Here is a 23,245-nt window from a genome sequence, read left to right as displayed (position 1 = left end):
TCGATATGCCATGCCGGATATCGACATTGTCCATCCACCTTGCGAGGTGGAATATCACAATGCATTGTTTTAAATGAAATAAATAATATCAATATAATTGGCACGGTTTATGCTTAGCTCGGGCGGATCTTTTTTGTAGTCTGTCTCTGAGGACATAACATGAACCGCTTTGTGATTGCGGATCCCCGACTGTGCATCGGGTGCAATACCTGCATGGCCGCCTGCGCGCAAGAGCACGAGGCGCAAGGTCTCCAGGCACAACCGCGCCTGACGCTGGTCAGGACCAGCCATGAGTCGGCGCCCCAGATGTGCCACCACTGCGAAGATGCACCCTGCGCCCTGGTTTGCCCGGTTAACGCCATTACCCACCAAGACGGCGCCGTTCAGCTCAATGAAAGCCTGTGCGTCGGCTGCAAGCTGTGCGGTATCGCCTGCCCCTTCGGCGCCATCACCTTGGCCGGCAGCAAACCGTTGCATATTCCGGCTAACAGCAACTCGCCCCTGGCCCCCCCGGCGCCACCGGCGCACCTCAGCGTTGGCCCCTTCTTAGATTGGTATCCCGGCATCCGCAGCATCGCGGTGAAGTGCGACCTGTGCCAGTTTAGCGAGGCAGGCCCCGCCTGTGTTCGCGCCTGTCCGACCCACGCCATCATGTTGGTGGATGAGCGCCGCCTGGAGGCTGCCAGCGCCGCCAAACGTCTACACGTTCTCGATGCCCAACGCGCCGATCTGCTGGCGCTCGCAAGCCTATCCGGGGGAAATGACGCCCAATGAGTATTCTGCAACTGTTTAATCTGATGCTGGCACTGTATCTGATCAGCGCCGTCATCGCGCTGGCACTCGGCGGCCTTGGCCGTTGCGCCGCACGCCTCGCCGCCACGGGCGGGATCCTGGCGGGCCTATGCGGCAGCGTTGCCGCCGCCTCGCTGCTGCTGCAGGCGTCACCGCTCTCTCCCAGCACGCTGTTATTCGGCAGCGTCCCATTACTGTTCAGTCCACTAAACAGCCTGATGCTGCTGCTCACCTCGTTACTGAGCCTGCTCTGCGCCCTGTACGCCTTCGGTACGACGCCGCACGCCGGCGGCAAGGCCGCCTGCCACGCTGGATTGATGAACCTGCTCAGCGCCGCCATCAGCCTGCTGGTGGTATGTAACGACGCCCCGACCTTTATGGTGATGTTGGAGCTGATGAGCCTGAGCGCGGCGCTGCTGGTCTGGCTGGGGGGCAACGCCAAGGCGCGCCGCGCCGCCGGACTCTATTGGCTGATGTCTCGCCTCGGCTCTCTGGCGCTGCTGCTCTGCTTCTGGCTACTGTGGCGCGCCAGTGGCACCCTGGTATTGAGCGAGTTCCATCTGGCGCTCCTTAGCCACGGTCAACAAGCGGCGATCCTGCTGCTCGGGCTGCTCGGCTTCGGCATCGTCACCGGCCTGGTACCGCTGCACGGCTGGATCCCCGAGCTACACGCTAACGCCCCGGCACCGGCGGCGGCGCTGTTTGCCAGCGTGATGCTCAAGATCGGCCTGTTCGGTCTCCTCAAGCTCAGCATCGACTGGCTCGGTGTCCCTCCGCTGTGGTGGGGACTGCTGCTGCTGATCGTCGGCGCCGTCACCGCGTTCATCGGGGGGTTGTATGCCCTGGCTGAGCACGACCTGCGCCGCCTGCTGGCCTATCACACCATCGAAAACAGCGGCATCATCCTGCTCGGCCTAACGGCCTGCGTCATCGGTTTCAGCCTAGGTAACCCACTGCTGGCCGTCATGGGCCTGCTCGCCGGGCTATTCCATCTGATCAACCACACCCTGTTTAAGGGCGGGTTATTCTTCGGTGCCGGCGCCGTGATGCATGCCACCGGATTACACGACATCGATAAGATGGGGGGACTGCTACGCCGCATGCCGCTGACCGGTCTACTGATGTTATTGGCCCTGATGTCGATGGCGGCCCTGCCGCCGCTCAACGGCTTCGTCAGCGAATGGTACACCTACCAGTCCCTGTTCAGTCTGAGCCAGCAAAGCCCTGGGGCGTTGCGGCTGCTGGCCCCGCTGGCCATGGTTGCCCTGGCGATCACCGGAGCGTTGGCGGTGATGTGCGTGGCGAAGATCTTCGCCATGACCTTCCTCGGCGCGGCGCGTAGCGAGGCGGCCGCCAATCCGGGCCGCACGCCCTGGAGCCTGTTACTGCCCGCGCTACTGCTCAGCCTGGCCTGTGTGCTGTTCGGTGTCGGCGCACCGTGGATCGTCCCCGCGTTGCTACACCTCTGCGCCAACACGCTGCAACTGGTGATGGGTAACGACGCGCTGACCATGGGCGCCATCATGTCGCCGGGCAGCAGCAACATGACCCTGCTGTCACCACCGCTGATCGCCCTGCTGTTGCTGGCCTTCCCACTGCTACCTCTGCTGCTGAGCGCCCTGTATCGCAGCAGCCGCCTGCCGGCGCGCCGCCACGGCGACGCCTGGACCTGCGGCTACGGCCACGAACCGGGCATGGTGGTCACCGCTGGCGGTTTCGCCCAGCCACTGCGTGTCCTGTTTGCCCCGCTGTTCACCCTACGTCGCCTCTGCAACCCGGCGCCGCTGTGCGGCGGACTGCTGAACGAGGGCGCCCTGCGTGTCTACCCGGTACTGGCGCTGTGCGAAATGGCGCTGCTGCTAGTCGCCGTGTTCTCCTGAGGAGATGATGATGAGTTCACTTTCCATTCTGCTGCTGGCGCTGTTCCAGGCGCTGATCCTGCTGGCGTTGGCACCGCTAGCCTGCGGCATCTCGCGGGTATTGCGCGCGCGGATGCACAGTCGACGTGGCCCCGGCCTCCTGCAAGAGTACCGGGACATCGGCAAACTGCTGCGCCGCCAGAACATCGCGCCACACTGTAGCGGAGCCCTGTTCCAGATGATGCCATACGTCATGGTCGGCACCATGCTGACCATCGCCAGTGCCCTGCCGTTGGTGACTCGCAGCACCCCGCTGCCAGCGTTGGGCGATGTCATCACCCTGGTCTATCTGTTCGCCGTCGCCCGCTTCTTCTTCATCCTGGCGGGATTGGATACCGGTAGCCCGTTTAGCGCCATCGGTGCCAGCCGCGAGTCGCTGCTCGGCATCCTGGTCGAACCGATCCTGATGTTGGCGTTGTGGGTCACCGCGCTGCTGGCGGGCTCCAGCAATCTGGGTCTGATGGGCGATTATGTCCGTGACTGGTCGCAACACGCCTCGCTGGCGCTGGCCTTGGCGCTATTGGCCTGTGCCTTCGCCACCTTCATCGAGATGGGCAAGTTGCCCTTCGATCTGGCCGAAGCCGAGCAGGAGCTCCAAGAGGGGCCGCTGACCGAATACGCAGGCCCAGGGCTGGGCATCCTCAAGCTGGGCATCGGCCTGAAACAGCTGGTGGTCTTGCAACTGTTCATCGCCGTGTTCTTCCCCTGGGGGCAGAGCGCCACCCTGAGTGCTGGCGCCCTGCTGCTGGCGACAGTGATCGCACTGGTGAAGTTGCTCGTCGGCATCGTCATCGTCGCCCTACTGGAAAACAGCATGGCCCGGCTACGCTTCCTGAAGACCGGCTACACCACCTGGGCCGGCTTCGGCCTGGCGCTACTGGCCTTCTTCTCTTGGCTGATCGCGTGAGGTGAACCATGACATTCCCTATTTCGGCGACCCGTTTCTCCTTTTTTGCCCTAACTCAGAAGGCCGCAAAGTAAAATGACTCAACACATCGGACAACACTACATTGCGGCGCTGCGCCAGCAGTTCCCCCACGCCATCCTCGACGAGAGCTGGCAGACCGCGACGCAGGCCACCATCACGGTGAAGACCGGCATGCTGCCGGAGGTGGTCGAATACCTGTACTACCAGCAAGGCGGCTGGCTCTCGGTCCTGTTCGGCAACGACGAGCGCCCGCTGTGCGGCAGCTATGCGGTCTACTATGTCTTGTCGATGGAGCAAGGCACCAAGTGCTGGATCACCGTCAAGGCGCTGGTCGACGCCAACACGCGCGAATACCCCTCCGTCACCCCGCGTGTCCCCGCCGCCGTCTGGGGCGAGCGCGAGGTGCGCGACATGTATGGGCTGATCGCCGTCGGCCTGCCGGATGAGCGCCGTCTGGTGCTGCCGGACGATTGGCCGGACGATCTCTATCCGCTGCGTAAGGATGCCATGGACTATCGCCAGCGTCCGGCGCCGACCACCGACCAGGAGACCTACCCCTTCGTTAACGAGAGCGGCAGCGGCAAGATCGTCCCCATCGGCCCACTACACATCACCTCCGACGAACCGGGCCACTTCCGGCTATTCGTCGATGGCGAAGACATTGTCGATGCCGACTACCGCCTGTTCTATGTCCATCGCGGCATGGAGAAGCTGGCGGAGACCCGCATGGGCTACAACGAAGTCACCTTCCTCTCCGATCGCGTTTGCGGCATCTGCGGCTTCGCTCACAGCACCGCCTACACCAGCTCGGTGGAGAATGCGTTAGGCATCGAGGTACCGTTGCGCGCCAAGGCCATCCGCTCGATCCTGTTGGAGGTGGAGCGGTTGCACAGTCACCTGCTCAACCTGGGACTCTCTTGCCACTTCGTCGGTTTCGACGCCGGCTTCATGCAATTCTTCCGCGTACGCGAGAAGTCGATGAAGATGGCGGAGATCCTCACCGGCGCGCGCAAAACCTACGGCCTGAACCTGATTGGCGGCATCCGCCGCGACATGCTGAAAGCGGATATGATCGCCACGCGCCAGCTGGCCGCCGAGATGCGCGCCGAGGTGAAGGCGCTGATCGACATCCTGTTCAGTACCCCCAACATCGAGCAACGCACCGTCGGCATCGGCCGCCTCGACCCGCAGATCGCGCGCGACTTCAGTAACGTCGGCCCGATGGTACGCGCCAGCGGCCACGCACGCGACACCCGTGCCGACCACCCGTTCGCCGGGTACGATCTGCTGCCGATGACGGTGCACAGCGAACAGGGCTGTGACGTCATCTCACGCGTCAAGGTGCGCATCAACGAGGTGTTCACCGCCCTCAATATGATCGAGTTCGGCCTGGATAATCTGCCGGGCGGCCCACTGGCCGTCGAAGGCTTCAACTATGTGCCGCACCGTTTCGCCCTGGGCTTCACCGAGGCGCCGCGCGGCGACGACATCCACTGGTCGATGACCGGCGACAACCAGAAGCTGTACCGCTGGCGCTGTCGGGCGGCGACCTACGCCAACTGGCCGACCCTGCGCTACATGTTACGCGGCAACACCGTGTCCGATGCTCCGTTGATCATCGGCAGCCTCGACCCCTGCTACTCCTGTACCGACCGCGTCACCCTGGTGGACGTCAACCGCCGCAAGTCGGTGACCGTTCCCTACAAGGAGATCGAGCGCTACGGACTGGAACGCAAGGATTCACCGCTGAAGTGATCGCCGGAGACCCGAGACCATGTTGAAACTACTCAAAACTGCCCTACGGCATCGCCACGCCACCGTCGCCTACCCGGCACGGCCGCTGGATGTCGACCCCAACTTTCGCGGCAAGCCGCAATATGACGCCCGCCAGTGCATCGCCTGCGGCGCCTGCACCGCTGCCTGTCCGGCCAACGCCTTGACCATGGAGAACGACGTCGCCAACGGGCTGCGCCGCTGGTCGCTCAACCTGGGACGCTGCATCTTCTGCGCCCGCTGTGAGGAGGTCTGCCCCACCGCCGCCATCGTGCTCTCACCGGAGTTTGAACTGGCGGTGTGGCGCAAGGAGGATCTACAACAACGCGCCGACTTCGCCATCTGCCATTGTGTCGAGTGCGGTGCCCCCTACGCCGCCCAGAAGGAGATCGACTACGCCATGGCCCTGCTGGTGCAGGCGGGTCAACTCAGCGCCGAACAGGCCGAGGCGCGCCGCGCTCAGTTCGAAACCTGTCCGGCCTGTAAGCAGAAACACAACACCATTCCGACGACACGCATTACCCTGAGTCGTCACCTGATGCCGGAGGCGTCACAATGAGCCACATCCTCACGACCCCGTCCGCACAAGGTCATCTAATCGGTCCGCGCGACGCCAACGGCCAACCCATCCCGATCACCCTGGATGAGCAGGCCGCTCGCCTGAAGCAGACCCTGCTGAAGGACATCCGCCGCTCCGCCTACGTCTACCGCGTCGACTGCGGCGGCTGCAACGGCTGCGAAATCGAGATCTTCGCCGCCATCTCGCCGCTGTTCGATGCCGAGCGCTTCGGTATCAAAGTGGTCGCCTCGCCACGCCACGCCGACATCCTGCTGTTTACCGGTGCCGTCACCCGTGCGATGCGCGTCCCGGCGCTACGCGCCTACCAATCGGCCCCCGATCCCAAGATCGTGATCTCATACGGTGCCTGCGGCTGTAGCGGCGGCATCTTCCACGATCTCTACTGCGTCTGGGGCGGCACCGACAAGATCGTGCCGGTGGATGTCTATATCCCTGGTTGCCCGCCAACGCCAGCGGCGACGCTGTATGGCTTCGCCGTGGCGCTCGGCTTACTGGATCAAAAACTCAAGGCGGAGCACCACCCGCAAGGCGAAGACGAGCAGGCCGCCATCCTGCATCCGGCGATCCCGCAACCCCTGCGCGTGTTGATCGACCGTGAGGCACGGCGCATGTCCGGCTACCGTTATGGCCGCCAGCTGGCCGACAAATTCATGACCCTGCTGGCCAGCCGCGATGCGCTGAGCGTGGAGGAGCGCCTGGCGCGCTTCCTCGCCGACGAGAATGATCCACGCTTAAACGAGGTGATGGGCCGTCTGTTGCAGGTATGCAACCAGGCCGCCCCCAACGGAGGCATACGATGAACGATCGCGCCGCCGCCTACTTCCCCGATCCGACGGTGGTGTTCCACATCCTCAACGCCAAGTTTATTCAACAGGCCGAAGAGGAAGCGGCGACACCGCCGGCGGCCCGTGAGGTGATCTACTACAGCCTGGCCATCGGCCACCACCTGGGGGTGATCGACTGCCTGAAGCCCTGTCTCTCCCTGCCCCTGAGCGACTATCGCGACTGGATCGGTCAGTTGGAGGAGGGGGAGGCACGACGTAAGCTGGCGGGGCTGCTACGCTTCGGCGAGATCACCATCGACAGTAGCCACACCCATCTGCTGGCCTGTGCCCTGGATCGGGCGCGGCCGACGATGACCGCCCAGCAGCAGGCGTGGAGTCACGCGCTGATCGACGCCCTGCGGCTGATTGAGAATGAACCGACAATCTATCTGATGGTGAAACGACACAATGGCTGACAATCTTATCCTGTGTGTAGGCAACAGCATGATGGGCGACGACGGCGCCGGTCCGCTGCTGGCCGAGAAGCTATGCGGGCACCCGATCCCCGGTTGGCGTGTCATCGACGGCGGCAGTAGCCCCGAGAGCTACGCCCACCAGATCCGAGATCTGCGGCCAGACAAGCTGCTGATCGTCGATGCGACAGAGATGGGATTGGAGCCGGGCGAGATGCGCATCATCGACGAGCGCGATATCGCCGAGCTGTTTATCGTCACCACCCATAATCTACCGCTGAGCTACCTGATAGCCCAGCTGCGCGAGGATGTCGCCGACATCACCTTTATCGGTATCCAACCGGCCATCGTCGCCTTCTATGCGCCGATGATGCAGCCGGTCAAGGAGGCGGTCGAGGCGTTGTATCAGCGCCTACACCATTGGCAGGAGGATGGCGGCATCCCTCGTCTGGCCGTGCCGGACGACGAGGTCATGCGCTGAGTCACGCGACGACGGGATCGACACTTTTGTCGAGTCCGTCGGCACTTTGATGCGGATCATCACGGGCTTCCCCCACCTGCCTTTATAGTTCAGGCAATTAAGCCACTCGGCTTGATGGGAAAACCTGGCACGCATCATGCATATATAAACGGGAGAGCGCGGCGGAGAGGTCATGACGCCGTCCGTCACCGGGCGGGGCAGCAACGCGATGCGCCCCGGCTCTCTGTAGCATCGTTACATCGGATGGGCCATAAGCCGCCGGTGATCATAATAATAGGAGCAATGTTGATGAAAAAAGTCATCACGGTCTGCCCTTATTGCGCCTCAGGTTGCAAAATCAACCTGGTGGTGGATAACGGCAGGATCATTCGCGCCGAAGGGGCGAATGGCGTGACGAACCAGGGTGAGCTGTGCCTGAAAGGGTATTACGGCTGGGATTTTATCCACGACACCAAGATCCTGACGCCTCGCCTGAAGTCACCGATGATCCGTCGCGAGCGCGGCGGCAAACTGGAAGCGGTTTCCTGGGACGAGGCGATCGCCTTCGCCAGCTCCCGACTGCTGGCGGTCAAAGAGAAGTATGGTCCCGATGCCATCATGACCACCGGTTCATCGCGCGGTCCCGGCAACGAAGCCAACTACGTGATGCAAAAGTTTGCCCGTGCGGCGATCGGTACTAACAATATCGACTGTTGCGCACGCGTCTGACACGGCCCTTCGGTTGCAGGTCTGCAGCGATCGGTCGGTAACGGCGCCATGAGCAACTCCATCGTCGAAATTGAAGATACCGACTGTATTTTTGTCTTCGGCTACAATGCCGCGGACTCTCACCCCATCGTCGCGCGCCGTATCATCAAGGCGAAGGCGAAAGGGGCAAAAATCATTGTCTGCGATCCGCGGCGCATCGAGACCGCGCGCATCGCCGATATTCACGTGCCGCTGAAAAACGGCTCCAATATCGCGTTCCTGAACGCCATGGCGCAGGTGATCATCGCCGAAAACCTGCATGACCGGGCCTTCATCGAGCAGCATACGGAAGCGTTCGAGACCTTCCGCGATCTGGTCGCCACCTATACCCCGGAGTCGGTGGAAGAGACCACCGGCATCAGCGCACAGATGATCCGCGAGACGGCGCGCATGTACGCCAAGGCGCCGACCGCCACCATCCTGTGGGGAATGGGTGTGACCCAATTCTACCAAGGGGTGGAGACCGTCCGTACCCTGACCAGCATCGCGTTGCTGACCGGCAACCTGGGCAAGCCTTACGTCGGTGTCGGCCCGGTACGCGGCCAGAACAACGTGCAGGGGGCCTGTGACATGGGCGCACTGCCCAACACCTTCCCCGGCTACCAGTACGTTAACCAGCCGGAGGTGTTGGAGAAATTCGCCAAGGCCTGGGGCGTCGAGAAACTGAACGATAAGATCGGTTATGCCCTGAGCGAGGTGCCGCACAACATCGAGCACGGTCTGCTGAAGGCGCACTATGTGATGGGCGAAGATCCGCTGCAAACCGAACCGGATCTGGCCACCATTCGCCGCACCTTCGAACAGCTCGATCTGTTGATCGTACAAGATATCTTCATGACCAAGACCGCGGCCATCGCCGACGTGATCTTCCCGGCCACCAGCTGGGGCGAGCATGAAGGGGTCTATACCTCGGCGGATCGCGGCTTCCAGCGTTTCTATAAGGCGGTAGAGCCCGAGGGTGACGTGAAGCGTGACTGGGAGATCATCAGCCTGATGTCAACGGCGATGGGCTACCCGATGCACTACCACAACACCCAGGAGATTTGGGACGAGCTGCGCGAGCTGTGCCCGATCTACTATGGTGCCACGTACGAGAAGATGGCGGATCTGGCCTATGTCCAGTGGCCGTGCCCGACCCTGGATAGCCCCGGCACGCAATATCTGTACCAGGGCGGTAAGTTCGATACGCCGAATGGCAAAGGCCAGTTCTTCACCTGCGAATGGCGTCCGCCGATCGATCGCGTCAGCGACGACTATCCGCTGGTGCTGGCGACGGTACGTGAAGTCGGCCATTACTCCTGCCGCTCCATGACCGGTAACTGTAAGGCGCTGGCCGCGCTGGCCGACGAACCGGGCTACGTTCAGATCAACACCGCAGACGCCAAGACCTTCGGCATCCGCGATCAAGATCTGGTGTGGATCCGCTCACGCCAAGGCAAGGTCATCAGCCGGGCGTCCGTCAGCGAACGTGCCAACCGCGGGGCGGTCTACATGACCTACCAGTGGTGGATCGGCGCCTGTAACGAACTGGTCGCCGAGAACTTGAGTCCGATCACCAAGACGCCGGAATACAAGTACTGCGCCGTCACCCTGGAAGCCATCGCCGATCAAGCGGCGGCGGAAGCCTATGTGGTGCGCGAGTACGACAGCATTAAGCGTCATCTACGCGAAAGCGCAGAGGGTTGACGGGCCGACGGCTCTCAAAACAATAACGCGCCTTTAAATGGCTTATCAACGGGGTACGCGGTGCCGTATCAAACTAACACACCGCGTATCACTTTTGATAATCCCCCCGACGGTGAGGGTCTATGCCCCCCGTCGGCACGATACGGCGCGACACTATAACGATATCGGGAGTAATTGAATGAATCGGTTTGTCATTGCGGATCCCAAGAAATGCATCGGCTGCCGTACCTGCGAAATCGCCTGCGTCATGGCCCATCGGGAAGAGAGCGAGCTGCATAACCTCAGCCGCGACAACTTCACGCCACGCATTCACGTCATCAAGGGAGACAACATCAGCACGGCGATTCTCTGCCGCCAGTGCGAAGATGCCCCCTGTGCCAATGTCTGCCCCAATGGCGCCATCAGCCGTCAACAGGACTTTATCTGCGTTGACCAGGAGAAATGCATCGGTTGTAAGACCTGCGTGGTCGCCTGCCCCTACGGCACCATGGAGGTGGTCACCACGGCGGTGACGCAACGCTATGGCAGCCAAGGGTGCCTCAGCGGCAGCAAGGCCGAGGCCAATAAGTGCGATCTGTGCCACCACCGCGCCAACGGTCCAGCCTGCGTAGAGGCCTGCCCGACCGAGGCGCTGCGCCTGATCGACCGCAATGCCATGCAGGCGCTGATCCAAGAGCGCCGCCAACGCGCCGCCTTCGATAATCTCGGCGATCTGCTGTAATCGCCGCCTCCCCCGCCGCGCGCCGCGTTGCGCGGGGGCGTTCGTCTGGGCGGCTCGCCCGCCACGAAAGCGAGAACTATCCCTCAGATATGACATGCCGCATTGCGTCCCCCGCGGCCCATTTGCGACAATTTATTCACCGTTCGCTTTATTTAACGCGGCGCGATTTGCGTGTAGGCTGCCTGGTTATACGGTAGGGTGCCGCCACCATCGCAAGACCGTCGTCCTCAGCGCGTAGGGCGTAACGCCGCGCTTCCCGCTTATATAGCAACATCGCCAGCCCCGCGGCGCGCTGGCTCGGAGTTATTTTTTTGGAACACAACGCCATCGCACTACGGATAAAAGGAAAGGTTCAGGGCGTCGGTTTTCGCCCCTATGTCTGGCAGATAGCCCACGAGATGGGGCTACATGGCGAGGTCAGCAACGATGCCGGCGGCGTCTGGCTGGTGGTGCGGCTACCGCTGGATCTCGCGGCGCTCTGCCAACGGCTGTATGCCGACTGCCCGCCGCTGGCACGCATCGATAGCATCGAGCCCCAACCTTGGCCGACCTGCCCCGCCGACGGTTTTCGCATCGTCGAAAGTCGCCAGGGAGCCATGGACACCCAGATCGTGCCCGATGCCGCCACCTGCCCGCACTGCCTGGCGGAGATGCGCGATCCGCGCAATCGACGCCATGGCTACCCCTTTATCAATTGCACCCACTGTGGCCCACGCTTCACCATCATCCGCCGCATGCCCTACGATCGGCCCAACACCGCCATGGCCGACTTTCCACTCTGCCCGCGTTGCGCGCGCGAATATGGCGATCCCGCCGATCGCCGCTTTCACGCCCAGCCGACCGCCTGTGCCCTGTGTGGCCCAACGCTGTGGGCCCTGTGAGGCGGGCGGGCAGGCGCGGCGCGACGGTGAGGAGGCTTGGCAGGCCGTCTGCCAGGTACTGGAGAGCGGAGGTATCGTCGCCATCAAGGGATTAGGCGGATTTCACCTCGCCTGCGACGCCAGCGATGCCGCCGCCATCGCCCGCCTACGTACCCGTAAGCAGCGTCCGGCGAAGCCGCTGGCCCTGATGTTGCCGGGAATAGACTGGCTGGCACGCTACTGCCGCACCACGCCGGAGGCGGGACTCGTGGCCCTGTTGAACAGCCCCGCGGCGCCCATCGTCCTGATCCCCGCCTCCGACGCGGTACCGACCGGGGTCGCTCCCGGCCTGGATGAAGTCGGCGTGATGCTGCCCAGCACCCCGCTGCACCATCTGCTGCTGGCACGCCTCGGCCGCCCGCTGGTGATGACCTCCGGCAATGCCAGTGGTCAACCGCCGGCATTGAGCAACGACCAGGCGTTGAGCGATCTGGAGGGCATCGCCGATCTGTGGCTGATGCATAACCGCGACATCGTACAACGCGCCGACGATTCGTTGCTGCGCTACCATCCCGACGGCAGCGAAATGCTACGCCGGGCACGCGGCTATGTGCCGGATACGCTCGATCTCCCCGAGGCCTTTCAGCGGTTGCCCGATGTGGCCGCCGTCGGCGGCGATCTGAAAAATACCTTCTGCCTGCTACACAAGGGGCGCGCCCTACTCAGCCAACACCTCGGTGATTTGGGGGAGGCGCGTATCCAGCAGCAGATGCGCCAAACTTGGCAACTGCTACAACAGATCTACCAATTCACCCCGCAGGCCATCGCCTGCGACCGTCATCCCGGCTATCACAGCCGCCGCCTGGCACAGCAGTTGGCCGAGCAACAGGCGCTGCCGTTGATTGCGGTGCAACATCATCACGCTCATCTGGTCGCCTGCATGGCCGAGCATGGCATCACCCCGCAGCAGACTCCGCTGATCGGCCTGGCACTGGACGGTATCGGTTACGGCGAGGAGGGCGAGTTCTGGGGCGGCGAGTGTCTCCGCGTCGACTACCGTGATTATCACCGGCTGGGTGGGCTGCCGGCGGTGGCGCTGCCCGGTGGAGATCTGGCCGCACGCCAGCCCTGGCGTAACCTACTGGCACAACTGCTGCGTTTCCTCCCCGATTGGCAACGCTACCCGGAGACACACGCCCTCCAGCAGAAGAACTGGCCCCTGCTGGCTAAGGCGATCGAACGGGGACTCAACTGCCCGCCCGCCTCCTCCTGTGGCCGTCTGTTCGACGCGGCGGCGGCGGCGTTAGGCATCTGCCACGAGGCGATCAGCTTCGAGGGTGAGGCGGCCTGCCGCCTGGAGGCACAAGCCTGGCAGGCCTGGCCGCAAGCGACCCCCATCACCCTGCGATTGACCCCTCAAGGCGAGTTGGCGATGGGGGACTTCTGGCACGATTGGCTCAGCTGGCAAGCCCCGCTCCCGCTGCGCGCGCTGGCCTTCCACCGCGCACTGGCCGATGGCCTGGCGGCGCTGCTGCGTCACCATGCCGCGCGGGAAGGGTGCCAAACGCTGGTATTGTCCGGCGGGGTGCTGCACAATCGACTGCTGCGCCAACTGTTGCAGGAGCGCCTGGCGGACTACCGCCTGCTACTCCCCCAACGCCTCCCCGCCGGTGACGGTGCATTGGCGCTCGGCCAGGCGATCATCGCCGCTTATCGCCAAAATGATGCGATCTCCGCCGCTGATGCGCCATCCGGCGAAGAGGAATCGGTGAACTGATGACGCGCATCAAAGTTCAGCCGCCCGCTTTCCCCGAGGATAGGCCGGCACAACAAAAGAAGAACGATCATGCATGAATTATCCCTTTGCCAAAGCGCATTTGACATTATCGAACGCCAGGCGCGCGCCAGCGACGCCCAGCGCGTCACCGCGGTCTGGCTGGACATCGGCGCGCTCTCCTGCATCGAGGAGAGCGCCTTAACCTTCTGTTTTGACATCGTCTGTCGCGGTACGCTAGCCGAGGGCTGCGCGCTGCATATCAACACCATCCCGGCGCAAGCCTGGTGCTGGAGTTGCAGCCAGCCCATCACGGTGACCAGCCATGATGCCGGTTGCCCGCACTGCCAGAGCCATAACCTGCGCGTCGATGACGGCGATAGCATGCAAATCAAACAGATTGAGATTGAGTAACCTTAACGCTCAGGAGACCCCTTATGTGTACCACCTGCGGCTGTGCAGCCGGCGAACTGCATATTGAAGGCGACGAACACCATCACGCCCACGCTCACGACGGGCACGCGCATCGCCATGGTCACCACCATGGTCATCATCATGAGCATGACCATCATCACGACCATGAGGGGCAAGCGTCCGCGCGCGTCGTCAACGTCCACCACCACTACCACCATAATGGTGATGTGCATCACCACTACCACTATGTGTTCGCTACGCCAGAACAGGCGCAGGCGCACGAACACACACATGAACATGAACACGCGCATGAACATGCTCACGATCACGCGCATACACACGCCCATAGCCACGAGCACGAGCACGAGCACGAGCACGAGCACGAGCACGAGCACGAGCACAATAGCGCATTCGTTCCGCATCAACACCACGACGATCTGCACTATGGCCACGGCGAGGCGGGCGCACACGCCCCCGGCATCAGCCAGCGCCGCATGGTGCAGATCGAGCAGGATGTGCTGAGCAAAAACAATACGCTGGCCGAGCATAACCGCGAGCACTTCACTCAGCAGCACATTGCGGCCCTCAACCTGGTCTCCAGCCCGGGATCCGGTAAGACCACACTGCTGACCGAAACCCTGAAACGCATCGCCGATCGTATTCCTTGCGCGGTGATCGAGGGGGATCAACAAACCACCAACGATGCCGAGCGTATCCGCGCCACCGGCGTCAGCGCTATCCAGGTCAACACCGGCAAAGGGTGTCATCTGGATGCACAGATGGTGCATGACGCCATGCATCGCCTGGATCTGCCGGATCACAGCCTGCTGTTTATCGAAAACGTCGGCAACCTGGTGTGCCCGGCCAGCTTCGATCTGGGCGAGCGCCACAAAGTCGCGGTGCTGTCCGTCACCGAAGGTGAAGACAAGCCGCTGAAATATCCGCATATGTTTGCCGCATCCAGCCTGATGATCATCAACAAGATCGATCTGCTGCCCTATCTGCAATTCGATGTCGAGGCCTGCATCGCCAATGCGCGCCGCATCAACCCGCAGATCCAGGTGATCCAACTGTCCGCCAGCCGTGGCGACGGGATGGAGGCTTGGTTGGCTTGGCTGGAAACCACGCTGGGAGAGAATCAATAATGTGTCTGGGAATACCGGGAAAAGTGGTCGCCGTGGGCGACGATATCCATCAGCTGGCGCAAGTCGATGTCTGCGGCGTCAAGCGCGAAGTCAACATCGCGCTGGTGTGTGAAGGGGCGCCGAGCGATCTGCTTGGTCAGTGGGTACTGGTGCATGTCGGCTTCGCCATGAGCATACTGGACGAGCAAGAGGCACAGGATACTCTGGAGGCCTTACAGGCGATGGAAGCGGTTGAGGCCGACGTGGCGCATTTCATGCGCGGCGGCGCCGGCGCGGCACGCAGCGGGGAGTGATCGATGCAGTTTGTTGATGAATTCCGCGATCCCCAACTGGCCGAGGCGCTGTTAGCGCGGATCCGCCAGCGCGTCGCCGACCTACCGGCCGACTGCCGCCTACCCTTACAAATCATGGAGGTGTGCGGTGGCCATACACACGCCATCTTCAAGTTTGGCCTCGACCAGCTGCTACCGCCGGAAATCGAGTTTGTCCATGGCCCGGGTTGCCCGGTCTGTGTGCTGCCGATGGGGCGTATCGATCAATGCGTCGAGATTGCCCGCCGTCCCGGCGTGGTGTTCTGTACCTTCGGCGACGCCATGCGTGTCCCGGGACGCAACGGCTCCCTGCTAGACGCCAAGCGCCAAGGTGCGGACGTCCGCATCGTGTACTCGCCGCTCGACGCCCTGACGCTGGCGCAACAGCTACCTGACCGTGAGGTGGTCTTCTTCGGCCTCGGCTTCGAAACCACCATGCCCAGCACCGCGGTCACCCTGCAGCAGGCGCGTCGCCAGGGCGTCAATAACTTCAGCGTATTCTGCCAACACATCACCATCACCCCCACCCTGCGCAGCCTGTTGCAACAGCCCGATGTCCGCATCGACGGCTTTATCGCACCGGGGCACGTCAGCATGGTGATCGGCGCCCACCCCTACGCCTTCATCTGCGACGAGTTCCACAAGCCGTTGGTGATCACCGGCTTCGAGCCGCTGGATATTCTGCAATCGTTGGACATGTTGCTGGCGCAGCTGTGCGAGGGACGCTGTGAGGTAGAGAACCAATATCGCCGCATCGTCCCCGATAGCGGCAATACCCTGGCGCAGCAGGCGTTAGACGAGGTCTTCGTCACCCGTGAGCGCAGCGAATGGCGCGGCCTGGGTGAGATCGAACACTCCGGGGTCGCCCTGAGTCCGGCCTACGCCGCGTTCGATGCCGAGCGGCGTTTCCAACCGCAGAGCCAGCACGTCGCCGATGATCCACAGGCACGTTGCGGCGATGTCCTGACCGGGCGCTGCAAACCGGCGGATTGCCCGCTGTTTGGCGCTCGTTGTAACCCACAGAATGCCTTTGGCGCACTGATGGTCTCTTCGGAAGGGGCCTGTGCGGCGTTCTACCAATATCGTCGAGGAATGGAGCAATAACCGTGAGTAGTAAATGGTCTGAAGACGATGTGATTACCATGGCGCACGGTAGCGGCGGCCTGGCAATGCAACAATTGCTGGAGAGCCTGTTTCTGCCGTTGTTTGATAATCCGGCGCTCAATGCGCGCGAAGACCAGGCGCGTCTGCCGCTGTGTAGTTTTAACCAGCAGGGTGACCGCTTGGCCTTTACCACCGACAGCTATGTGATCGATCCGCTCTTCTTCCCCGGCGGTAACATCGGCAAGCTGGCCGTCTGCGGCACCGCCAATGACCTGGCGGTCAGCGGCGCTCATCCCAAATACCTCTCCTGCGGCTTCATCCTGGAAGAGGGGCTGCCACTGCGCGATCTGGAACAGATCGTACAGAGCATGGCGCAAACCGCCCGTGAGGCGGGCATCCAGATCGTCACTGGCGACACCAAGGTTGTGCAGCGCGGCGCGGCGGATAAGCTCTTCATCAACACCGCCGGGATCGGCGCCATTCCTGCGGATATCCGTTGGGCCGCCAGCGAGATCCAGCCTGGCGATCGTCTGATCGTGAGCGGCACGCTGGGGGATCACGGCGCCACCATCCTCAACCTGCGGGAAAAGCTGGGACTGGAAGCGCAACTCTCCAGCGACTGTGCCGTCCTGGCGCCGCTGATCGCCCCGCTGCGTAACATCCCTGGGGTACGCGCCCTACGCGATGCGACGCGCGGTGGGGTGACCGCCATCCTGCACGAGTTTGCCCAAGCCAGCGGCTGCGGCATGGATGTCAACGAGAAGAGCCTGCCGGTGAAGGATGCGGTACGTGGCATCTGTGAACTGCTCGGCCTGGAGCCGCTCAACTTCGCCAACGAAGGCAAGCTGGTGCTGGCCGTCGCACCGGAGGCGGAACAGGCGGTATTGGATTGCCTGCACGCGCACCCGTTAGGCGTCGATGCGGCCACCATCGGGGTCGCCACCGATCGGCGTCAGGTGCGTCTGGTCGGCCTGTTCGGCGCCGCACGCCTGCTCGATCTGCCACACAGCGAACCGCTGCCGCGCATCTGTTGATGCCACGCAGCTTTGGCCGGGTGCACCCGCACCCGGTCGATTTCGCCCACGCCATCGGGCCAGATGGCGGCGATGCGGGAGCCGTAACCGGCCACGCCGGCATCAGTGGGGAAGGCTTCCCCTTAAACGCCGACGGCGGTTCGCATCAGACGCTAGCCGTGGCGCCCCAACGCGCTAACAGCACCTCATTCAATGGGCGGGTATCCTGCATCGCGTGGTACAGGGTGTCATACAGCGACTGGATCTTCTCCAGATAGTGCTCCAGTACCCCATCCCGATCACGGTTGTTGACTCGGCCGTCCAGCATCCCCTCATCATCGAAGCTCGCCCGTCCCAGTTCGACAAAACGCGCCTCATCGCCCGTATCCAGACGCAAACCATATTGGATCGTCTTACTGTAAAACTCGCCCGCCAGACGGATCTCCACCATAAAGTGGTCGAAGACCGTGAAGTTGACGCTGTCGCCATCACCACAGCTGAACTCATGGAAAATCTTCAGCCGGGAAGAGGTGGTCGCCTTAATGAGACTGCTCTTATAGGTCGCCCACTGCGCCATCAGTTTTTCATTTTTATTATGGATAAATAGCGACTTCTCGGTTAGTTCGCTGACCTTCATAGTAAATACTCCACCATACTCCCAAAGATTGTACGCATCGCGATGTGATGCGCCGCACACCAGACGGAGGCATATATCGCTCCCTCTGCGGTAATAAATAAGCAGGATACATGCCAGCTTTAATTATTAATTATTTGTATGATGTTTTACAGAAAATTAGTAACGTTAATAACTAATTTCGGCGAGGATGGCGACTTTATCGCCGAATCTGACTGCGCGCTGACCTGCCACGCTCACGCTGGCAAGCGGCGTCGACATAACTGTCGACGCCGTCAGACAACGCTGACGTCACACGCTGAGATCGTGAACAGAGATCCCCAGACGCTGCATACGTGAGATCAGGGTCGTTCGCTTCACGCCCAGACGCATCGCCGCCCCACGCGGACCGGCGACAATGCCATTGCATTCACGCAACACCTGTAGGATGCGCTCGCGCTCGCTCAACGCCGTGTCCGCCTGCGCGGCGGCTGGCAGGGTCGGCAACGTTTCCAATCCCGCCGGCGCACGGTTGGCCAGCGGAGGCGAGAGGTGATACTGCAATTCGTTCATCGGCAGGGTGAGCACCGGGCCACGGCTAAGGATCACCGCGCGCTCGATAATATTCTCCAACTCACGCACGTTGCCCGGCCAGGGTAACTGGCTCAACATGCGAATGGTCTCCGTCGGAATACTGTCGATGGTGCGATTCATCCGCTTGGCGATCTTGCGGGTGAAGAACTTGACCAACAGTGGGATATCTTGTGGCCGCTCCCGTAACGGTGGGATCACGATGGGAAAGACATTGAGCCGATAGTAGAGATCGCTGCGGTATTGACGATCCTGCACCATCTGCTTGAGATCGCGATTGGTGGCGGCGATCAACCGGACATCGACCGGGATCACCTTGCTGCCGCCCACCCGCTCGATCTCCCGCTCCTGCAATACGCGCAACAGCTTAGGCTGTAGCTCCAGCGGAATGTCCCCCACCTCATCCAGAAACAGGGTGCCATGGTTAGCCAATTCGAAACGCCCCATACGCTGAGCGCTCGCCCCGGTGAAGGCCCCCTTCTCGTGACCAAACAGATCGCTTTCGAGCAACCCGCTGGGAATGGCGGCACAGTTCATCTTCACCATGCGTTTCTGATTCCGCAGGCTAAGATTGTGGATAGCCTGGGCAATCAACTCCTTGCCGGTCCCCGTCTCCCCCAGAATCAACACGCTACAGTCGCTGGCCGCCACCATCTCCACCTGCTCCAGCACGCTGCGCATCGCCTCACTTTGACCGACGATCTCGCCGAAATCCCCCTCTTGGCGGATGCATTCCGTCAGATAGCGGTTCTCATGCACCAGGCTATCCTTCAGGCGCGAGATCTCGCCGTAGGCCAAGGCATTGTCGACGGCGATGGCGATACGCGCGGCGATCTGGCGCAATAGCTTGAGGTTACGCGGTGTGAAGATCCCCGGTTGGCACTGCGCCAGTTTCAAGACCCCCAACACCTTATTGCCAAAGATCAACGGTAACTGGCAGATGGTGCGATGACCGAAGTTGAGCATCTGGGCCAATTGGCGATCTTGTGGTGCCAGGCGTGCCGAATCGGAGAGATCCATCAACAACATGCTCTTGTCACGGATCACTTGCTGCGCGAGAGAGCCGGCCAACGGCAACAGCTTCTGCTCACGCAGTACCGGCTGGCCCTCTTGGTAACCGGTGATGTAGGAGCGTAGACGATCGTCATGCTGCTCCACCAGCGACAGGCCGATATAGTCGATGCCAAAGAAGCGATGGATCTCTTTCGAGACCTCTGCCGCCAACGCATCCAGCTCCAGTTTGCTGGTCACCGCGTTCGTCACATCGACCAGAATGCGAAAGTGGTCGCGTTCACGCCGCAGCTGCTCCTCTTGCTGCTGAAACTGTTCTCGCTCGAGCAAGCGTTCGAAGATCTGCGCCACCACCTCGGCCAGCGGCGCCGCCAGCGCCAACTCCCCTTCGCTGAAGGCGTCAGCCCCCTCTTTAATCAGTTCGAGGCCGCCCAGGCGTTGTTGCTCCGTGGTCAGCGGCATCTGGCAGTAAGTGCCAATCGCGGCGTACTGTGGCAGCGCGGCCAAGGCGGCGAAATCGTGGCGAAAGGTCGCCCCAGAGCAACAGACTGGGCGTTGTTCGGCCCAGACGCGGCCGCCGGGACCGTCGGCCAGCAGCACATCGCTATCCTGTGTGACGCAATCCCGTTGTGGATCGTAGCGGTACAGGGTGATGCGGTTATGCAGCGGGTCCAGCCGCAGAATGTTGACGCGATCGAAGCGGATCACCGAGAAGGAGAGCTGGTGCAGGGCTCGCATCAGCCCTGGCAAGTTACGCTGGGCCAGTAGACTACGCGTCGCCTGATGCAGCAAATCTTGCCAGACCGGCTCCATACGCGACAAGGAACAGGTTGCTTTATTATTCATAACCAAACCAATTACGCGGTAAGAAGTCAGGCTGCTGAGTCTAGGCGATCCGAGTCCGGCTAAATATGATCTAATTAGTTAAATAAGGTTATTGTTGGGTTATGAAACATAAGGCAACAATTTAATTAAGCGTCAATCCGCTGCATACGGTGTGTTTTATTATAGCTGCTCCAAGGCGAATAATTCCTCCATCCGCTGGCGACGACGGATCAAGGTGACCCCCTGCTCCGTCACCAAGACCTCCGGCAACAATGGCCGGCTGTTGTAATTCGATGACATCGACGCACCGTAGGCCCCCGTGTCATGAAACACCAACCAATCGCCGACTTGCGCCGCCGGTAGGGCGCAGGCGGTAACCGTTCCCCCCTCGCGCTGGGTAAACACATCGCCCGACTCACACAATGGCCCCCCGACGACCGTCTCGATCAGCGGACCACTTAGCGCACGGCCATCCCGCGCTAACAGAGAGATATGATGATGACTGCCATACATCGCCGGACGCATCAAGTCGTTAAACCCCGCATCCGCTAGGACGAAGTGGCGCTGCCCCATCGTCTTCACCGCACGGACCTCAGCCATCAACAGGCCTGACTGGGCGACCAGATAGCGCCCCGGTTCGATCTCCAGACGCACCGGATGCCCCAGATGCGCGGCGATACGCCGCCGCGCGGCGTCCCACAGACCAAAATAGTGCGTCACATCGACCGATTGCTCGTCGGCGCGATAGGGAATACTCAAGCCGCCTCCGGCTGAAATCGCCTGAATGTCGCGCCCCAGGGCAATCGCCTGATTAGCCAGCGTGTCGCACACCCGCGCCAAGTGATCGTAATCCACGCCCGACCCGATATGCATATGCAGCCCGACGAGGCGCAGATCATAGGCATCGATCAGCGCCAAGGCCTGATCCAGATCCTGATGCCAGATACCATGCTTACTGTTCTCGCCACCGGTATTGGTCTTCTGACTATGACCATGCCCGAAACCGGGATTGATGCGCAGCCAGACCGGATGGCCGGGCGCACGCTCCCCCAGTTGACGCAACATGTCGCATGATCCGGCGTTGACCGGGATCGCCAATGCACACACACGATCCAACGTCGCCTCATCGATCACATCGGCGGTAAAGACGATCTCATCCCCCCCCGGCTGGAAACCCGCCAACAAGGCGCGTTCGATCTCCCCTAGCGAGACCGCATCCACCCTGACGCCCGCCTGACGCATCAGACGCAAAATATGGAGATTGGAGCACGCCTTCTGCGCAAAGCGAATGGTATCGAACTGGCGCAGGGTGTCGATCTGGCGCGAGATCACCCCCGCATCGTAGATCCATAGCGGTGTACCGAACTGTGCCGGTAAGGCGCCGAGTAGGGTGTCATTTAAGGCATAACCAGCCTGATTAAGGGGATAAGGCATGACGCGAGGCTCCTGAAGCAGTCGACCATGGATTATATGTAACAGCCCGCGCGGCGTGGAAAAAATATCTATTTGTCGCAAGTCTATTCATTTATGATATGGATTAGCTATCTCGCCGCGCTCACGCGTGCCAACGGAGGACGCCATGCGCCGTGTTTCCCTACGTCAAATAGAGATCTTTCACGCCGTGATGACCAGCGGTAGCCTGACCGAGGCGGCGGCACTCTTACAGACCTCACAGCCCACCGTCAGTCGCGAGCTCGCCCAGCTAGAGCACCTCCTGGCGCTGAAACTCTTCGATCGTGTACGGGGACGCTTACGCCCCACGGTACAAGGACGCCAACTGTTCGAGGAGGTGCAACGTGCCTATCACGGCTTGGAGCGCATCGTGGATGCCGCCGGTCAGATCCGCCAGTTCCGCCGGGCTAGCCTCAGCATCGCTTGTCTACCGGCCTTCGCCCAGTCTCTGCTGCCGCTCGTCTGCCGCCGTTTTCTCGGCCAGTATCCCGATGTCAGCCTGACCATCACCCCCCAGGAGTCCCCTCTGCTGGAAGAGTGGCTCTCCGCACAGCGTTACGATCTCGGGTTAACGGAAGAGAGTCGCACGCCCCCGGGTTGCCAACGCCATACCCTGGCGGTCATGAACGAGGTCTGCGTGCTCCCCGCCAACCATCCCCTGTTGCGCTACGCCTGCCTGACGCCGGCGCATTTCGCCGACCAGCCCTACATCAGTCTGGCGGCAGACGATAGCTACCGCCACACGCTGGATGCGCTCTTTCTACAGGCCGGCGTGCGGCGTCGTATGGTCGCGGAAACGCACAGTGCCGCCGCCATCTGCGCCTTGGTGCGACAGGGGGTGGGTCTATCCATCGTCAATCCGCTCACGGCGCTCGACTTTGCCGAACAGGGATTGGCCTGGCGGCCATTCAGTATCGCCGTCCCCTTCACCATCAGCCTCATTCGGCCTCAACATCGTCCCGGCTCGGCGCCGGTCGACGCCTTTATCAGCGCGTTGCACGCCGAAGTTATCGCGCTCACGCAATGCTTAAATACCAGCCACACGAAAGACAACGAAAACAAACTGAGCGATTTTTAATCACAAATCGATCACCAAACGGCTTTCGTTTTAAATTTATTAAAACGAAGCGCCGCTAATCACATAATTTATAGTTAATTATCTATTAATCACTCGGCTTTCGATCGTGAGATTAACGCCGTACGCGACAATGTCGAAAGCGACAATGAAAGATCACTCACCCCCGCTGATACGACGGAAATCCTGCGTC

The 23,245-nt window shown here is 61.5% G+C and carries 19 protein-coding genes and 1 pseudogene; 17 read left to right on the top strand and 3 right to left on the bottom strand.

The annotated features are described in order from the left end of the window. Positions 1 to 159: 159 nt before the first annotated feature. The 16 genes and pseudogenes from DCL27_RS02845 to hypE all read left to right on the top strand — a co-directional run bounded on the left by DCL27_RS02845 (position 160) and on the right by hypE (position 17,506). Complete coding sequence (locus tag DCL27_RS02845; protein ID WP_035598676.1) at positions 160 to 774, top strand: 4Fe-4S dicluster domain-containing protein; 615 nt, start codon at positions 160 to 162, stop codon at positions 772 to 774. Further along, on the top strand, positions 771 to 2,672 hold the full coding sequence (locus tag DCL27_RS02840) for a proton-conducting transporter transmembrane domain-containing protein (protein ID WP_035598673.1): 1,902 nt from the start codon (positions 771 to 773) through the stop codon (positions 2,670 to 2,672). Before DCL27_RS02845 ends, DCL27_RS02840 begins: the two co-directional genes overlap by 4 nt. 7 nt (positions 2,673 to 2,679) lie before the next feature. After that, positions 2,680 to 3,618: a respiratory chain complex I subunit 1 family protein gene (locus DCL27_RS02835; protein WP_077999820.1), complete on the top strand. Its 939-nt coding sequence runs from the start codon at positions 2,680 to 2,682 to the stop codon at positions 3,616 to 3,618. 75 nt (positions 3,619 to 3,693) lie between these two features. After that, a complete protein-coding gene (locus DCL27_RS02830; protein ID WP_035598670.1) occupies positions 3,694 to 5,394 on the top strand; it encodes a hydrogenase large subunit in 1,701 nt (566 codons plus the stop codon). A 19-nt stretch (positions 5,395 to 5,413) separates the two neighbouring features. Beyond that, a complete protein-coding gene (locus DCL27_RS02825; RefSeq protein WP_005282001.1) occupies positions 5,414 to 5,971 on the top strand; it encodes a formate hydrogenlyase complex iron-sulfur subunit in 558 nt (185 codons plus the stop codon). Then, complete coding sequence (locus tag DCL27_RS02820) at positions 5,968 to 6,792, top strand: NADH-quinone oxidoreductase subunit B family protein (protein WP_005296401.1); 825 nt, start codon at positions 5,968 to 5,970, stop codon at positions 6,790 to 6,792. The genes DCL27_RS02825 and DCL27_RS02820 overlap by 4 nt, the downstream gene beginning before the upstream one ends. After that, positions 6,789 to 7,232, top strand: a complete 444-nt coding sequence (locus tag DCL27_RS02815) for a formate hydrogenlyase maturation HycH family protein (RefSeq protein WP_005282010.1) — start codon at positions 6,789 to 6,791, stop codon at positions 7,230 to 7,232. Before DCL27_RS02820 ends, DCL27_RS02815 begins: the two co-directional genes overlap by 4 nt. Beyond that, entirely contained in the window at positions 7,225 to 7,710 is a 486-nt protein-coding gene (gene hycI, locus DCL27_RS02810) for a hydrogenase maturation peptidase HycI (protein ID WP_035598667.1), read from the top strand. Before DCL27_RS02815 ends, hycI begins: the two co-directional genes overlap by 8 nt. A 288-nt stretch (positions 7,711 to 7,998) precedes the next feature. Next, positions 7,999 to 10,143, top strand: coding sequence for a formate dehydrogenase H subunit alpha, selenocysteine-containing (locus DCL27_RS02805; RefSeq protein WP_005296397.1), 2,145 nt, complete (start codon positions 7,999 to 8,001; stop codon positions 10,141 to 10,143). Positions 10,144 to 10,321: 178 nt separating this feature from the next. Next, positions 10,322 to 10,864 (top strand): electron transport protein HydN, encoded by a 543-nt coding sequence (gene hydN, locus DCL27_RS02800; protein WP_005296393.1) that lies wholly within the window; start codon positions 10,322 to 10,324, stop codon positions 10,862 to 10,864. A 311-nt stretch (positions 10,865 to 11,175) separates the two neighbouring features. Next, positions 11,176 to 13,501 (top strand): annotated as a pseudogene (hypF, locus tag DCL27_RS02795) (carbamoyltransferase HypF). A 69-nt stretch (positions 13,502 to 13,570) separates the two neighbouring features. After that, positions 13,571 to 13,912 (top strand): hydrogenase maturation nickel metallochaperone HypA, encoded by a 342-nt coding sequence (gene hypA / locus DCL27_RS02790; protein WP_005282024.1) that lies wholly within the window; start codon positions 13,571 to 13,573, stop codon positions 13,910 to 13,912. A gap of 23 nt (positions 13,913 to 13,935) precedes the next feature. Next, positions 13,936 to 15,057 (top strand): hydrogenase nickel incorporation protein HypB, encoded by a 1,122-nt coding sequence (gene hypB / locus DCL27_RS02785; protein WP_109691567.1) that lies wholly within the window; start codon positions 13,936 to 13,938, stop codon positions 15,055 to 15,057. After that, positions 15,057 to 15,350: a hydrogenase maturation factor HybG gene (gene hybG / locus DCL27_RS02780; RefSeq protein ID WP_005282030.1), complete on the top strand. Its 294-nt coding sequence runs from the start codon at positions 15,057 to 15,059 to the stop codon at positions 15,348 to 15,350. Before hypB ends, hybG begins: the two co-directional genes overlap by 1 nt. 3 nt (positions 15,351 to 15,353) lie before the next feature. Further along, positions 15,354 to 16,472, top strand: a complete 1,119-nt coding sequence (gene hypD, locus DCL27_RS02775) for a hydrogenase formation protein HypD (protein WP_005282033.1) — start codon at positions 15,354 to 15,356, stop codon at positions 16,470 to 16,472. 38 nt (positions 16,473 to 16,510) lie between these two features. Further along, complete coding sequence (gene hypE, locus DCL27_RS02770; RefSeq protein WP_005282035.1) at positions 16,511 to 17,506, top strand: hydrogenase expression/formation protein HypE; 996 nt, start codon at positions 16,511 to 16,513, stop codon at positions 17,504 to 17,506. 145 nt (positions 17,507 to 17,651) lie between these two features. Here hypE and hycA read toward each other — a convergent pair whose 3' ends face one another. From hycA to lysA, 3 genes are all read right to left on the bottom strand, one after another. Beyond that, entirely contained in the window at positions 17,652 to 18,122 is a 471-nt protein-coding gene (gene hycA / locus DCL27_RS02765; RefSeq protein WP_005282037.1) for a formate hydrogenlyase regulator HycA, read from the bottom strand. A 288-nt stretch (positions 18,123 to 18,410) separates the two neighbouring features. Then, a complete protein-coding gene (gene flhA, locus DCL27_RS02760; RefSeq protein WP_080582815.1) occupies positions 18,411 to 20,546 on the bottom strand; it encodes a formate hydrogenlyase transcriptional activator FlhA in 2,136 nt (711 codons plus the stop codon). A 159-nt stretch (positions 20,547 to 20,705) separates the two neighbouring features. After that, positions 20,706 to 21,959, bottom strand: a complete 1,254-nt coding sequence (gene lysA / locus DCL27_RS02755) for a diaminopimelate decarboxylase (protein ID WP_005296384.1) — start codon at positions 21,957 to 21,959, stop codon at positions 20,706 to 20,708. Between the two features lie 145 nt (positions 21,960 to 22,104). Here lysA and DCL27_RS02750 point away from each other — a divergent pair, with 145 nt between their 5' ends. Then, positions 22,105 to 23,055 (top strand): LysR family transcriptional regulator, encoded by a 951-nt coding sequence (locus DCL27_RS02750; protein ID WP_005282044.1) that lies wholly within the window; start codon positions 22,105 to 22,107, stop codon positions 23,053 to 23,055. The last annotated feature ends 190 nt before the right edge of the window (positions 23,056 to 23,245 follow it).

Source organism: Edwardsiella tarda ATCC 15947 = NBRC 105688, assembly GCF_003113495.2.
GTDB lineage: Bacteria > Pseudomonadota > Gammaproteobacteria > Enterobacterales > Enterobacteriaceae > Edwardsiella > Edwardsiella tarda.
This window is presented reverse-complemented; position numbering and strand designations above follow the sequence as displayed.